The sequence below is a fragment of the Steroidobacter gossypii genome (assembly GCF_016801985.1).
Taxonomy (GTDB): domain Bacteria; phylum Pseudomonadota; class Gammaproteobacteria; order Steroidobacterales; family Steroidobacteraceae; genus Steroidobacter; species Steroidobacter gossypii.
This window is the reverse complement of the sequence record NZ_JAEVLS010000002.1, coordinates 730,149-744,579: the sequence shown is the minus strand read 5'-3', so window position 1 is coordinate 744,579 and position 14,431 is coordinate 730,149. Positions and strand designations below refer to the sequence as shown.

Annotated in this window: 11 protein-coding genes; 5 read left to right on the top strand and 6 right to left on the bottom strand. The window is 62.8% G+C overall.

Annotated features, from left to right (window positions below; translation table 11 throughout):
* Positions 1-15: 15 nt before the first annotated feature.
* Positions 16-2,166: a sulfate permease gene (gene sulP, locus JM946_RS10455; protein ID WP_203167232.1), complete on the bottom strand. Its 2,151-nt coding sequence runs from the start codon at positions 2,164-2,166 to the stop codon at positions 16-18.
* Between the two features lie 99 nt (positions 2,167-2,265).
* The gene (locus tag JM946_RS10450) at positions 2,266-2,472 is read right to left on the bottom strand and encodes a KTSC domain-containing protein (RefSeq protein WP_203167231.1); all 207 of its coding nucleotides are present in this window, start codon (positions 2,470-2,472) and stop codon (positions 2,266-2,268) included.
* Positions 2,473-2,714: 242 nt separating this feature from the next.
* On the opposite strand from JM946_RS10450, the gene JM946_RS10445 reads away from it, so the two are divergent.
* Both JM946_RS10445 and arsC read left to right on the top strand, forming a co-directional pair.
* Positions 2,715-3,026, top strand: coding sequence for an HPF/RaiA family ribosome-associated protein (locus JM946_RS10445; protein WP_203167230.1), 312 nt, complete (start codon positions 2,715-2,717; stop codon positions 3,024-3,026).
* Between the two features lie 114 nt (positions 3,027-3,140).
* Complete coding sequence (arsC, locus tag JM946_RS10440) at positions 3,141-3,506, top strand: arsenate reductase (glutaredoxin) (RefSeq protein ID WP_203167229.1); 366 nt, start codon at positions 3,141-3,143, stop codon at positions 3,504-3,506.
* Between the two features lie 11 nt (positions 3,507-3,517).
* Here arsC and JM946_RS10435 read toward each other — a convergent pair whose 3' ends face one another.
* Genes JM946_RS10435 through JM946_RS10425 form a run of 3 tightly spaced genes read right to left on the bottom strand, consistent with a single transcriptional unit; the run spans position 3,518 to position 6,575 of the window.
* Complete coding sequence (locus JM946_RS10435) at positions 3,518-4,732, bottom strand: alginate export family protein (protein ID WP_203167228.1); 1,215 nt, start codon at positions 4,730-4,732, stop codon at positions 3,518-3,520.
* 47 nt (positions 4,733-4,779) lie between these two features.
* A complete protein-coding gene (locus JM946_RS10430; protein WP_203167227.1) occupies positions 4,780-5,973 on the bottom strand; it encodes a CmpA/NrtA family ABC transporter substrate-binding protein in 1,194 nt (397 codons plus the stop codon).
* On the bottom strand, positions 5,970-6,575 hold the full coding sequence (locus tag JM946_RS10425) for an ANTAR domain-containing response regulator (protein ID WP_203167885.1): 606 nt from the start codon (positions 6,573-6,575) through the stop codon (positions 5,970-5,972). Before JM946_RS10425 ends, JM946_RS10430 begins: the two co-directional genes overlap by 4 nt.
* A 360-nt stretch (positions 6,576-6,935) precedes the next feature.
* On the opposite strand from JM946_RS10425, the gene nirB reads away from it, so the two are divergent.
* Genes nirB through JM946_RS10410 form a run of 3 tightly spaced genes read left to right on the top strand, consistent with a single transcriptional unit; the run spans position 6,936 to position 13,659 of the window.
* The gene (nirB, locus tag JM946_RS10420; protein WP_203167226.1) at positions 6,936-9,467 is read left to right on the top strand and encodes a nitrite reductase large subunit NirB; all 2,532 of its coding nucleotides are present in this window, start codon (positions 6,936-6,938) and stop codon (positions 9,465-9,467) included.
* Positions 9,464-11,020: a nitrite reductase small subunit NirD gene (nirD, locus tag JM946_RS10415; protein ID WP_203167225.1), complete on the top strand. Its 1,557-nt coding sequence runs from the start codon at positions 9,464-9,466 to the stop codon at positions 11,018-11,020. The genes nirB and nirD overlap by 4 nt, the downstream gene beginning before the upstream one ends.
* Positions 11,017-13,659 (top strand): molybdopterin-dependent oxidoreductase, encoded by a 2,643-nt coding sequence (locus JM946_RS10410; protein WP_203167224.1) that lies wholly within the window; start codon positions 11,017-11,019, stop codon positions 13,657-13,659. The genes nirD and JM946_RS10410 overlap by 4 nt, the downstream gene beginning before the upstream one ends.
* Here JM946_RS10410 and lexA read toward each other — a convergent pair whose 3' ends face one another.
* On the bottom strand, positions 13,660-14,286 hold the full coding sequence (gene lexA, locus JM946_RS10405; protein WP_203167223.1) for a transcriptional repressor LexA: 627 nt from the start codon (positions 14,284-14,286) through the stop codon (positions 13,660-13,662).
* Positions 14,287-14,431 lie beyond the last annotated feature (145 nt).

The window sequence follows — 14,431 nt, the reverse complement described above, 5'->3', positions numbered from 1 at the left end:
TTCACCTCGCCATTCTCAAGAAGACTGGCGCTGCCGCGCAAGCCCACCGGTCTTTTCCTGAAAGCGCCGAACCGCCGCGTCGATGGTGAAAAAGAAATGATCGCCGCCGAGCGCGGTGTACAGCCCCGAGCGCTGCATGACCCGACGCACCGGCGCTTTCACGCCGGCGATATAGAATGTGATGCCCTTCTTCTTGAACTCATCGGACAGCTGATGCAAGGCCGTGTCCGCCGAGGAATCCAGGTCGTTCACTGCGCTGGCGTCGAGAATCAGCGCCTTCAACTCGCCCGGGTAGGTCCGACAGACCTCGTGGATGCGCTCTTTCAGGAACACCACGTTGGCGAAGTACAAGGACGCGTCGATGCGCAGGATCACCAGGCCCGGCATGGTCTCGCCTTCCGGGAAATGCTCGACATTGCGGAAGATGTTGGTGTTGGGCAGGCGGCCCAGAATGGCGGTGTAAGGCCGGGTATTCAGCGTGATGAACAGCAGGATCGACGCGACCACCCCCATGAACAACCCGGTCATCACGCCGAAGATCAGCGTGGCAAGGAACGTGAACACCAGCAGCAGGCCCTCGGTGATCTTCACGTTGAACAGATAACGGATCTCGCGCGTGTCGATCAGGCGCAGCGAGGACACGACCAGGATGGCGGCGAGCGTCACGTCGGGCAAATAACGAAACACGGGTGCCAGAAACAGCAACGTCAGCAGAATGCAAAGTGCGGTGACGATCGCTGCGATCGGCGTCTTCGCGCCCGCCGAGGCATTCAGTGCGGAGCGGCCGAGGCTCCCCGAGACGGCGTAACCCTGCGATACGCTCGAGCTCACATTGGCCAGCCCGAGAGCGGTCAACTCGCGATTGGCGTCGATGTCATAACCGTGTTTGTTGCCAAGCGACTTGCCCACCGACACAGTTTGGGCGAAGCCGACCAGCGCCATGGTCAACGCCACCGGCAGCAATTGCTCGATCTGGCTCCAGTTGAGATCGGGCGCGCTCAGCTGCGGCAGTCCTCGCGGCACCTCGCCAAGCACGTCCACGCCATGTCGTTCCAAACCGAACAGAAACGACAAGGCCGTGCATACGGCCACCATGGCCAAGGGCCCGGGCGCCTTCGGCGACAGCTTGCTGAAGCCCAGCAACAGCAGAATGCAGCTGATGCCGATGGCAAGCGTCGCGACATTGGCCTCGCCCGCGCGCGACATCACATCCAGCATCGCTTCGTACAAATAAGGAAACTGTTGCTGGGGCACGCCCAGGAAGTGATGCAATTGGCCCAACGCGGTGATGACTGCGATGGCGGACGTAAAGCCAGCGAGCACCGGATAAGACAGAAAGTTGACCAGAAAGCCCAGGCGCAGCGCGCCCATCGCGAGCTGCGTAACGCCGATGACCATCGTCAGCAACGTGGCGAGCGCGATGTAAGCGGCGGTCCCCGCGATCGCCATCGTGCTCAACCCCAGCACCAGCATGAGCGAGTCGACCGTCACCGGTCCGACCGAGGCGTGCCGGCAACTGCCCGTGAGCGCGTAAACGATCATGGGCAGAATGGATGCATATAACCCCATCACCGGCGGCAAGCCCGCCAGCAATGCATATGCGATGCCTTGCGGGACCAACAACGCCGCCACGGTGAGTCCCGCCATGAGCTCGGTGCGCCACTCGATCGTTCCGTACAGCTCGCTGGCATTGAAGATGGGCAGCAACCGTTTCCAGAGGGCTCGCCAGTCACGCACCTGGGTTGCTTCCTTGACGGCGACCCCCGCCCGGCTGACGGCGCTCTGTACGCTCGCACCCCGCTCTTGCTGGTGATGTTGTACATAATGATCGGCGGCAGCGAACAAGGTGCGCTCGCTGGCCGAGTTCGGCGAAGGCACCTGCACCGCCTGCACGATCAGTTCGTAGGGGCCGATCTTGATGCGCTCACCGGGATGCACCAGGTGTCGCTGGATGCGCGAGTTGCCCACGAACGTGCCGTTGGAGCTGCCGAGGTCTTCGACGATGCAGCCGCTGGCGTCATTGACCAGCACGGCATGTTTCCAGCTGACCTGCGGGTCTTTCAGATGGATGTCGCTGTTGGGGTCGCGCCCGATGACGATGCTGCCGGCGGCCAGTCCGTAATCGCGGTGGGAGCCGTCGACGCCTCGCACGGTGAGTTTATTCATGGATGCTCCTGCGCATCCCGTGCGCGCGCACTCTTTGTTCTGACGCCCATGATACGCCGCGGCGAACGGCGGTGACTACGCCCGTCCGGGCAGCGGAATTCAGTCTTCGACGTCGACGCGCCGAAAAGCGTACTTGTCGCGGATGTGCTCGTTGAAGAACTCGCCCTTCGAGAACGACCGGCGCATGGCCTGATAGGTCTCGCCCGCAACGTCCTGGTAGATGTAACTTCGGCCGGAGCGAAACAGCACGTGCAGCTGCCGCGTGCGGGCGTCGTACTCGAACGACTGGATGACGGTCGAAGGCATGCGGCCAAAACGTGTCCGTCGCGGGCCAGTTCCGGGCCCGCGTCTCCCGGAGCGGGCCTTGCGGCTTCGCCTTATTGATTCGCGGCACAGCTGGCTTGCGTAATGCTCCTGGCGGCCCCATGGTGCATCGTGTGGGGACGCCGCTGTGGATCTTTCCCCGACCGGGAACAAGTCCACCGCCGTCCGAGTCCTTTCATAGGCTAGGCCCCATTCCACAGTCCCGGGGCCCGAAGGAAGCTCGCATGCAGGTACAAGTCAATCACGACAATCGCGTCCGCCTCGCCGGAGACACCGCCGAACGGCTGTCCAGAACCGTCGAGGATTCGCTGGCCAAGTTCGCCGATCGCATCACCCGAGTGGAAATGCACCTTGGCGATCTGAACGCAGGCAAGGGAGGCCCCGATAAGCGCTGTATGCTGGAAGCACGCATGTCGAATCTGGCGCCCATCGCCGTGACTCACCACGCCGAGACTTTACAACTGGCCATCGATGGCGCGCTGGAGCGGCTGGATCACGCGCTCAGCCACGCCATCGGCAAGCTGGAAACACACTGATCGCCGCTAGTTGATTCGCGTCGCGATCCCGCCGCTGGCGCTCGCGGCGGCGGGACCGTCTTCTGCTGCCGGAATGGGCTACACTCGCAGCTTCGATGGACTGCGAGCATTCCCATGAGCTCAGCCGACGTCACCATCTACCACAATCCCGCCTGCGGCACGTCTCGCAACACCCTCGCGCTGATTCGCGAGGCCGGCATCGAGCCGCGCGTGGTGGAGTATTTGAAGACGCCCGCGGATCGTAAAACGCTGCTGGACTTGTTGGCGAAGATGAAACTCACGCCACGCGAACTGATGCGCGAGAAGGAAGTGGCGAAGCTGGGCCTCGGCGACTCCTCGAAGTGGACCGACGACGAGATCATCGATCAGATGGTGAAGCATCCCGTGCTGATGAATCGTCCCATCGTCGTGACCCCGCGCGGCGCCGTGCTCAGCCGGCCGTCGGAGACCGTGCTGAAGATCCTGCCGTCCCGCTCATAGCGGCAAGACTGTCACCACACGTAATCCAGCTGCGCCCAGAACTTGGTGGTGTCCTGATAAGCCGCAGGCGTGCGGCCTTCATGGGATTCGTAGAGCGCGACCTTGAGTAATCCGACGAAGCGACGATATCTCGCCTGCAGTTGCAGATCGATCTCATCGCCCAGATCCTGCGCCAGGCGCTCGGACTCGAAGTCGCGGTACACGACGGTCGCGGACAGATCATCGAGCGCGGCGACGCCTTTGGCGAGATAGCCGAGGCTCACATAGCGGTCGTCGATGCCATTGGCCGGCGTGGTCAAGAACTTGTCCGCCCAGCCGTGAAAGCGATGCATGGTGGCCAGGGGCGTTGCGAACCCCACCGTGCCATCCCCTTCCATGACTTCCTGTCCCAAGGTCATGCTGTACTGCCGGTACGTGCCGGTCAGCTCCACCGAGTAGTAATCGAGATCGAAGGCGAAGGGATTGCTGCCATGGTCGCTTTGTCGTGCCACGGTCGCGGCGTACGCGACCTGGAACTTGCTCAATGGTTGCTCACCGGTCAGGCGCACGCCGAACGTTTCATTCGACACGCGTGTCGGATCCAAACCGCCTTGCAAGCCAGCAGCCGCATCGAAGTCGAGCCAATAACCGAAGGCGCTGAGTTTGCCGATTGCAGATCGATACGCCGCATTGGCAAGCACGCCGTCACCGTGATATCGCCCCTGCGGCGAGTCGCGACCGAAGATGCGGTTCACCTGATTCAGATACGTGGCATCCAGAGTGAGCGCCGGCAGCGACTTGTTGACGATGCGCACGGCGTCGAATGTTTGCTCGTTCTGACGCCAGCCCACGTTGCCCACGAAGCGATGATCGTCGAGCACGATACGCTGCCGCCCCAGGGTCACGGTCGTGCCCGGCAGCGCGGTGTTCACCAGTTGCAGCCGATTGATCTCCTCGGTCTCGGGATCCGGAATGACCGGGTAGTTCAGATTGCGTGCTCGCGCCGTGTCGTCGCGATACCTGCCCTCCAGCTCCGTGATGAGTTCGCCCTCGGCCAGAAAGCTCGTGCTCCAGGCCCTGCCGGTTTCGAAGCCGAGGCGCATGCGTAACGTCTCAACGTGAGCATCTTCAACCAGCGGGGTTTGATCGACGCTCTCATAGCGGACCCGCGCATCGATGATGGGCTTCGACTGCGACAGCGCGTTCCCCAGCACTCCGAAATCCGCAGCCGCACAAGGAGCAGACATCGCCGCCACGAGTGCGCCCAAACCTGCTCGCCGACTCCATGAGCTCATCATTCCGCCTTACGTGCATAGGTGGACAGATCGTTGGGATCGAAGCGCGCGCCGTCGAAGAATCCGTCGCGCCCCTGCGACTCGCCTTCGATCTTGGTGTCTGACGTGGGAATCTCCGCGGCCGTGCCCGACAGGGCCAGCCGATACAGGTCGGGTCGATAAGTCGCGCGCACTTGCGGGACATGCTCCGGATCGAAGCCAACCTGTCCCCAGCGAACCATCTGCGAGTAGAACCAGAGCGCGTGACTTACCCACGGAAACGTGGCCAGCCGCGAGGCGGGCAAATAGAAATTCTCAAGTCGCTGCGGCTCGCCTCCTGGCTGCATGCAAAGGCGATTCGACAGCCCGCGCAACAGGATCTCTGCCGGCGCGCCCACGAAACGCGGCTCCGCCAGCAAGCGCGACAGCTCCGCATGATTCTCCGGCTGCTCGCACCACAACGCAGACTTATAAACGGCGCGCACCAGCGCTCGCAGTCGGTCCGGATGGCGCTGCGTCCACTCCAGACGGCAACCCAGCACCTTCTCCGGACTCAAGCGCCAGATCGCTGTGGTCGGCAAAGCAATGCATCCGACGCCGGCCGCCACCGCGAGACTGTTCCAAGGCTCGCCGACGCAGAACCCATCGATCTGCCCTTCGCGCATGGCATCGACCAGCAACGGCGGCGGAATCACGATGACGCGCACATCGCGGTCCGGATCAATCCCGCACGCTGCAAGCCAGTAACGCAGCTCATAGTTGTGACTGGAGAATGGATAGACCATCGCAAACGTGAGCGGCTGCCGTTGCGCTCGCTCCCGAGCGCGCACGACGGTGCGAAGAGCTTCGCCCAGCGCACGCGGACTGGCGGACAGCGACGCACCCTCCGCCGTCATCGAGTCCCACAAGCCCAGAGAAACGGTGATGCCACTGCCTCCGAGGCCGAGCGATAGAGGCGCCGCCATCGGCACCTTGAGGTGCCCCACGCCAAGAGTCGACGCGATTGCCATGGGACCGAGCATGTGCGCGGCGTCGAAATGACCGACGACTACGCGATCACGAATGTTGGCCCACGAAGTTTCTCGCACCAGGCGCAGGTCCAGCCCTTGTTCGGCGGCGAACCCTTTCTCGACCGCAACGGCGAGCGGCGCGCAATCCAGCAGCGGAATGAATCCGACGACCGTGGTTCCGTGTTCGATTTGAGCAGGATTCATTTCAACAGGCTCGCTGCGGTCACCACGCTTTGCGCGACCTCGCTCAAGCGCCGATTTTCATTCATCGCCGCTTTACGCAGCAGTGCATACGCGGCCTCCTCGCTCATGCCTCGCTGCTTCATCAGAATGCCTTTGGCGCGGTCGACGATCTTGCGCTCATCGAGCGCCTGACGTGCGTTATCGAGCTCCTCGCGGAGTTTGTTGAAGGCATGGAAGCGACTGATCGCCATATCGAGCACGGCCTTGACGCGCTCCTTCTTCAATCCGTCGACGACGTACGAGCCCACGCCTGCGTCCACGGCCGCTACGATCATGTCGGTGTCGGAGCGATCCACGAACATGGCGATGGGCCGCCGCACCACGCGCGACACCTGGAACATCTGCTCCAGCACGTCGCGGTTCGGATTCTCCAGATCGATGACGATGACTTCCGGATCGAGGTCGACGATCCGTCGCATGAGATTGTGCATCTCACGCAGCACCGTCACGTTCACATAGCCGGCCTCGCGCAGCCCTTCCTCGAGAATGCTGGCGCGCATGACGTTTTGATCGACGATCAACACGCGCAGAGTGGGCTCGGTTTTGGGCGTGGCTTCGGGCATCGGATCCATGGGTTTGCAATGGCTGTGCCAGCGGTCAGGCCCCTTGCATGCCGGATGCATCACGGCGTGGCGCGCAAGCGTTCGCACCACTTTAAGTGCGTTGCGAACGTCACACGCACCACATCTGAGCAAGCGCAGCCACGCAGGGCCGATAAATCGCGGACGTCGCGGCCCCATCAACGTGGCATACCGTTTGCAACGCTACTGGCATCCTGGCTGCTCCAATGATGGGCGCAGCACCAGCGAGTGCCTCGAGACACCTCCCGCCGCGCGCGGCCTGTCGCAGCTCGCTGTCCCTCACCACCCTTCAAGCAAACGAATCGTTGCCCGCCACGCCGGGCGCTCGATCATGGGTGAAAGATGTCAGCGAAACAGCTGGTCGTGATTGGCAATGGCATGGTCGGACAACGGCTGCTCGAGCGGCTGGTGGCCGCCTCGACGGCATTTGAAATCAGCGTGCTCTGCGAAGAGCCCCGCCCTGCTTACGATCGAGTGCAGCTCACCAGCTTCTTTAGCGGCAAGAGTGCCGCGGATCTGTCGCTGGTTCAGGAAGAGTTCTTCGAGCGCAACGACATCGCGCTACATATGAACGACAGGGCGATCGGCATCGATCGCGAAGCGCGCTGTGTGCGCACCGCCCAGGGCCGCACCTTGCCCTACGATCAGTTGGTGCTCGCCACCGGTTCGTTTCCATTCGTGCCGCCCATTCCGGGCCGCGAGCGCGCCGGCTGCTTCGTCTATCGCACCATCGAAGATCTGGAGGCGATTCGCTCGGACGCCGCGAACAGCAAGGTCGGTGTCGTCATCGGCGGCGGTCTGCTGGGACTGGAAGCGGCCAAGGCGCTACGCGATCTGGGATTGAAAACTCACGTGGTCGAGTTCGCGCCGCGTCTCATGGCCGTGCAGGTCGATGATGTCGGCGGTCGCGTGTTGCGGCAGAAGATCGCCGAGATGGACGTCGGCATTCACACCGGCAAGAGCACCACTGCCATTGTCGATGGCGAACAGTGCCGTCACAAATTGCAGTTCGCCGACGGCACCTCGCTCGAAGCGGATATGGTGGTGTTCTCGGCAGGCATTCGCCCCCGCGACGAACTGGCTCGCGCCTGCGGGCTGAGCATCGGCGAGCGCGGCGGCATCGTAATCGACAACGACTGCCGCACCTCCGATCCGAACATTTTTGCCATCGGCGAATGCGCGCTGTGGAATGGCAAGCTGTATGGCCTGGTCGCGCCGGGTTACCAGATGGCGAACGTCTGCGCGGCGCGCCTGCAGGACACGGCGGAGCCCTGTTTCACCGGCGCCGACATGAGCACCAAGCTCAAGCTCATGGGCGTGGACGTGGCCTCACTCGGCGATCCTCACTGCGCGAGTCCCGGCTCGCGTGCGTATGCCTTCGTCGACGAACGCAAGCAGGTTTATAAGAAGCTGGTCGTCAACCAGGACGGCACACGGCTGCTGGGAGGCATCCTGGTCGGCGACGCCGAGGATTACGGCATCTGGCTGCAGATGATGCTGGATGGCACCGCCCTGCCCGCCAACCCGGAGGAATTGATTGTGCCCAGCTTCGGCGCGAGCGAGCAGCCCAAGCGTGCGGGTGTCGCAGGCCTGCCGGCGACGGCGATGATCTGCTCCTGTAACAACGTCAGCAAAGGCGCGATCTGCTCGGCCATCGAAGCGGGCTGCACCACCATGGGCGCTTTGAAGTCCTCGACCAAAGCGGCGACTTCGTGCGGCGGCTGTAGCACGCTGGTCACTCAGCTACTCAAGGCCGAACTGGCGAGCCGAGGCGTCGCGGTCAACAACAACTTGTGCGAGCACTTCCGTTACTCGCGCCAGCAGCTGTTTCATCTGGTTCGTGTCGGGCAGCTCAAATCGTTTGGCGAAGTACTGGAGAAGCACGGTCGCGGCCTGGGCTGCGACATCTGCAAACCCACCGTCGCCTCCATCCTGGCCTCGTGCTGGAACGAGTTCGTATTGAAGCGCGACAAGGCGACCTTGCAGGACACGAACGACTACTACCTCGCCAACATGCAGAAGGACGGCACGTACTCGGTGGTGCCGCGCATCCCGGGTGGCGAAATCACGCCGGACAAGCTCATCGTCATCGGCGCCGTCGCCAAGAAGTACGGTCTGTACACCAAGATCACCGGCGGCCAGCGCATCGATCTGTTCGGCGCGCAGGTGCACGAGCTGCCGCTGATCTGGCGCGAGCTCATCGACGCCGGCTTCGAGTCCGGCCACGCCTACGGCAAAGCATTGCGCACGGTGAAGTCCTGCGTCGGTTCGACCTGGTGCCGTTATGGCGTTCAGGACAGCGTCGGCTTCGCCATCGACATCGAGAACCGATACAAGGGCCTGCGCGCTCCTCACAAGATCAAGTTTGCCGTCTCTGGCTGCACGCGCGAGTGCGCCGAGGCGCAAAGCAAAGACGTGGGCATCATCGCCACCGAAAAAGGCTGGAATCTGTACGTATGCGGCAACGGCGGCATGAAGCCTCGCCACGCGGACCTGCTGGCTGGGGACCTGGATCGCGAGACGCTGGTCCGTTACATCGATCGCTTCCTGATGTTCTACATCCGCACCGCCGATCGACTGCAACGCACTTCGGTGTGGATGGACAATCTCGAAGGCGGCCTCGACTACTTGAAGCAGGTCGTGATCGAAGACCAGCTGGGCATCGCGGCCGAGCTCGAAGCGGACATGGCGCGCATCGTCAGCACCTACGAGTGCGAATGGAAGAAGGCCGTGGAGGATCCGCAGACCCTCAAACGTTTCCGTCACTTCGTCAACAGCGACCGCACCGACGAAAACGTGGTGTTCGTACAGGAGCGCGGCCAGATCCGCCCCGCCACCAGCGACGAGCGCGCCCAGCAGCGGGAGGCCGTATGAAACGCACTCACATCTGGAGCAGCGTGTGCTCGTTCGATGACGTGCTGCCGGACAGCGGCGTCGCCGCCCTGGTCGATGGTCGGCAGGTCGCCATCTTCCGAGTGGGCGATGTGGTCTATGCGCTGGATAACTACGATCCGCATAGCGAAGCCAACGTGCTGTCGCGCGGCCTGGTCGGCGATCTCAATGGCGAGCCGGTGGTAGCCTCTCCGATCTACAAACATCACTTCAATCTGGCGACCGGCCGTTGCGTGGAAGATGCGGACTACTCGGTGCGCGCCTGGCCGACTCGCGTGAGCGACGGCAAGATCTGGATCAAGTCCCAGCCGCTGCGCATGACGAAGCGCCGCAAGCTGGTCGTGGTCGGCAATGGCATGGCCGGCATGAAGGTGGTCGAGGAGCTGATTGGCATCAGCGGCCAGCCCTATGACATCACGGTGTTCGGCGCCGAGCCCTACCCCAACTACAACCGCGTTCTGTTGTCGCCTTTGCTCGCCGGCGAGAAACGATTCGACGACATCGTGCTCAATCCGATCGAGTGGTATCGGGATAACGGCGTGACACTGCACCTTGGCGATCCGACCGTTTCCATCGACCGGGTACGCCGCAAAGTGCGCTCGCGCAGTGGCATCGAAGCCGACTACGATCGCCTGCTGCTCGCGACCGGCTCCAATCCAATCATTCTGCCGGTGCCCGGCAAGGATCTGCCCGGCGTTGTGACGTTCCGCGATTTGCAGGACGTGAACACCATGCTCGAAGCCGCCCGCACCCATTCGAAGGCGGTGGTCATCGGCGGAGGACTGCTGGGCCTTGAGGCTGCGCACGCGCTCCTCAAGCAGGGCATGCGCGTCACGGTGGTGCATCTGCTGGAAACACTGATGGAACGCCAGCTCGACCCGGTGGCCGCACAGCTGTTGAAGCAGTCGCTCGAAAAACGCGGACTGCAGTTTCACATGCCGGCGAAGACCACCGGCATCCTGGGCACGGATCGCGTCCGTGGTGTTCAGTTCGCGGATGAAACCATCATCGAGGCCGATCTCGTGGTCATGGCGGCGGGCATCCGACCGAACATCGACCTCGCGCAGGCCGCCGGTCTGCGATGCGACCGCGGGGTGCTCGTCAACGACACCATGCAAACATTCGATCCTTGCGTGTACGCCGTGGGCGAATGTGTCCAGCATCGCAACAACACGTACGGCCTGGTCGCGCCGCTCTACGAACAAGCGCGCGTCTGCGCCACACATCTCGCGGAGCACGGCGTCGGTCGTTATCGCGGTTCCATGCTGTCGACGCATCTCAAAGTCACCGGTATCGACCTGTTCTCCGCCGGAGATTTCCTGGGCGGGCCAGGTAGTGAGGCGTTGGTGATGCGCGACGCCAAGCGTGGCATCTACAAACGCATTGTCATCGAGAACAACAAACTGCGCGGAGCAGTGTTGTATGGCGACACACGCGATGGCGCCTGGTACTGCGAGCTGATGACCGAAGGCCGCGACGTCGGCGCAATGCGAGACAAATTGATCTTCGGTGAAGCGGTGGCCGCGCGTCAGTGAGCATCAATACCACCTGCCCCTACTGCGGCGTCGGTTGCGGCGTCATTGCCCAAGTGGACGCCGCGAACAACATCGTCAGTATCGCGGGCGACCCGGCGCATCCCGCCAATTTCGGTCGCCTCTGTTCCAAAGGCTCCGCGCTGGGTCAGACGCTGGGTTCTGAAGGGCGTCTGCTCTACCCGCGCATCAACGGCCAACGCGCCAGCATGAACGCCGCGTTGGATCACGTCGCCGCTGGCTTCCAGCGCGTCGTCGACGAGCATGGCCCCGATGCAGTGGCGTTGTATGTTTCCGGCCAGCTGCTGACCGAGGACTACTACGTCGCCAACAAGCTGATGAAGGGTTTCATCGGCACGGCCAACATCGACACGAATTCGCGGTTGTGCATGTCCTCCGCCGTGAGCGGTCACAAACGCGCATTCGGCGAAGACCTCGTGCCGGTATGTTACGAAGACCTGGAGCTGGCGGATCTGATCGTGCTGGTCGGGTCCAACACGGCCTGGTGTCACCCGGTGCTGTATCAGCGCATCGCCCAGGCGAAGCAGCAGCGCCCCGGTGTGCAGATCGTCGTGATCGACCCACGGCGCACCATGACCTGCGAGATCGCCGATCTGCATCTGCCGGTGCGCGGCGGCAGCGATGTCTGGCTGTTCAACGGCCTGCTCGCGTATTTACATCAACAAGGCCATACGGCGCACGACTTCGTTACCGACCACACCGAAGGCTTGGACGAAGCGCTGCAGGCCGCGCTGGCATCCGCCGGCGATCTGGAAGGCGTCGCTGCTGCCTGCGGCATCCATGCAGACAGGCTGCTGGAGTTCTATCGTTTGTTCGCGAGTCGAGCGCGTGTCGTTACCGCGTTCTCGATGGGTGTGAATCAATCCACCGCCGGCACCGACAAGGTCAACAGCATCATCAATTGTCATTTGCTCACTGGCCGCATCGGTCAGCCGGGCGCCGGCCCGTTTTCGATCACTGGCCAGCCCAATGCCATGGGCGGTCGCGAAGTGGGCGGCCTGGCCACCATGCTGGCCGCGCATATGGACATCGAGGACGCTCGTCATCGCGAGCTGGTGCAGCGTTTCTGGCGCAGCCCACGCATGGTAGTCAAACCCGGTCTCAAGGCGGTCGAGCTGTTCGACGCCATCCACGACGGCAAAGTGAAAGCGGTCTGGATCATGGCGACCAATCCGGTGGTGAGCCTGCCGGATGCAGACAAGGTCAAAGCGGCGCTGCGACGTTGCGAACTGGTGGTGGTCTCGGATTGTTTTGAAAACACCGACACCAATGAATTCGCGCACGTTCTGCTGCCCGCCGCGGGCTGGGGAGAGAAAGACGGCACCGTGACCAACTCGGAGCGCCGCATCTCGCGTCAGCGCGCATTCCAGCCGTTGAGCGGCGAAGCGCGGCCCGACTGGTGGCTGATCTGCGAAGTCGCGCGCCGGCTCGGCTTCGACAACGGCTTCAACTACGACAACGCGCACGAGATCTTCCTCGATCACGCCGCGCTCTCGAAGCTCAACAGCGGCGAGCGCGCCTTCGATATCGGCGGTCTCGCAAAGCTCACTTCAGCCGAGTACGACGCGCTCGAACCGGTGCAGTGGCCGGTGCCGGCACGCGGCCACGCTGGCACGCCTCGCCTGCTCCAATCCGGACGTTTCTATCGGCGCGAGAGCAAGGCGCGCTTCGTACCCACTGCACCGCGCGCGCCCGTCAATGCGCTCCAGGAAGAGTTTCCCTGGGTATTGAACACTGGCCGCATCCGAGACCAGTGGCACACGATGACGCGCACCGGCCGCGCGCCGACGCTGGCGTCCCATCTGCCCGAGCCATACATCGACATGCACGCTCAAGACGCGCTGTTGTCAGCGGTGAGCGAGGGCCAACTGGCTCGCGTCGAAACCCAGTGGGGCGCCCTGGTGGCGCGCGTGAAGACCTCAGGCGAAATGCCCAGAGGCATGGTGTTCGTGCCCATTCATTGGAACGGCGCCAATGCCTCGGATGCTCGCGTCGGTGCGCTCGTGAACCCGGTGGTGGATCCCGTGTCCGGTGAGCCGGAGTTCAAACACACTCCCGCGCGCGTTACACCCTTCACCGTGAACTGGCACGGGTTCGTTCTGGCACGCACACCGCTCCCGAACCTGGACACGACATGGTGGACGGCCATTCGAGGCGAACATTTCATGCGCTACGAAATCGCGGGGCGCGGCCGCCCGCCGAGCGCGGACTGGGCGCACGAACTTTTGCATGCATCCTCGAGCGATGCCGATTGGATCGAATATTCGGATCCGGCAAGCGGCGTGTTTCGCGGCGTGCTGCTGATCGAAGAGCGCATTGCCGGTTGTGTGTTCATTTCGCCGCGCACCGACCTGCCCTCGCGGGCGTGGCTGTCGAGCCTGTTCGCGAAGAGACGCGTCAGCGATAAAGATCGCGTGTCATTGCTGAATGGCGGGACCGCCGCGGCCGCGGACGATCCCGGGCCGATGGTGTGCTCGTGCTTCGGCGTGGGGCGCAATACCCTGTGCAAGGCCATTGCGCGCGAGCGACTGGCGACGCCTCAGGACGTGGGACGCAAGCTCAAGGCGGGCACGAACTGCGGCTCGTGCCTGCCCGAAATCCGCCAACTGCTGGCGCAGTAGTTACTGGAACAAGCCCTTGGACTTGCCCTGACGCAGCACGCCGACCACGATGCCTTCGATGATCAGCGATTGTTCTTTGAGGTCGACGCGGATGGGCTCGAACTCTTCGTTCTCCGGCAGCAGCCACACGATCTTGCCGTCCTGCTTGTAGCGCTTGACGGTCACTTCGTTGTCCAATCGCGCGACCACCACCTGGCGATTGCGCACTTCCGGCGTGCGATGTACGGCCACCAGATCGCCGTCGAGAATGCCGATGTCCTTCATACTCATGCCGCGCACCTTCAGTAGATAGTGCGCGCGCGGCGCGAAGATCTTCGGATCGATCTGATAGCGCCCTTCGATGTGTTCCTCCGCGAGCATGGGCCTGCCGGCTGCAACTCGACCAATCAGCGGCAGACCCATTTGCTCACGAAGAGAATCTTTCAACTGAATCCCGCGCGAGGCGCCCGGGATGATGTCCAGCACGCCTTTTTTCTGAAGCGCGCGCAGGTGTTCCTCGGCGGCGTTGGCCGACTTGAAGCCCATCGCGCTGGCGATCTCGGCGCGGGTCGGGGGCATGCCGTTGTCACGCACCGATTCCTGAATCAGCTTGACGATTTCGCGTTGACGAGGGGTCAGTTCTGACACAAGTCACCTGTATGGATAAACACCATTTGACTATATATACAGGAGGTGCTCCCAGGCCTGCAAGTCCGGCGCGTGCGCCGGCAATTTGACGATATCAAGCGAGCTCATGCCGCTGATCCGTTGCCGTTGGCCGCTGATCGGCATG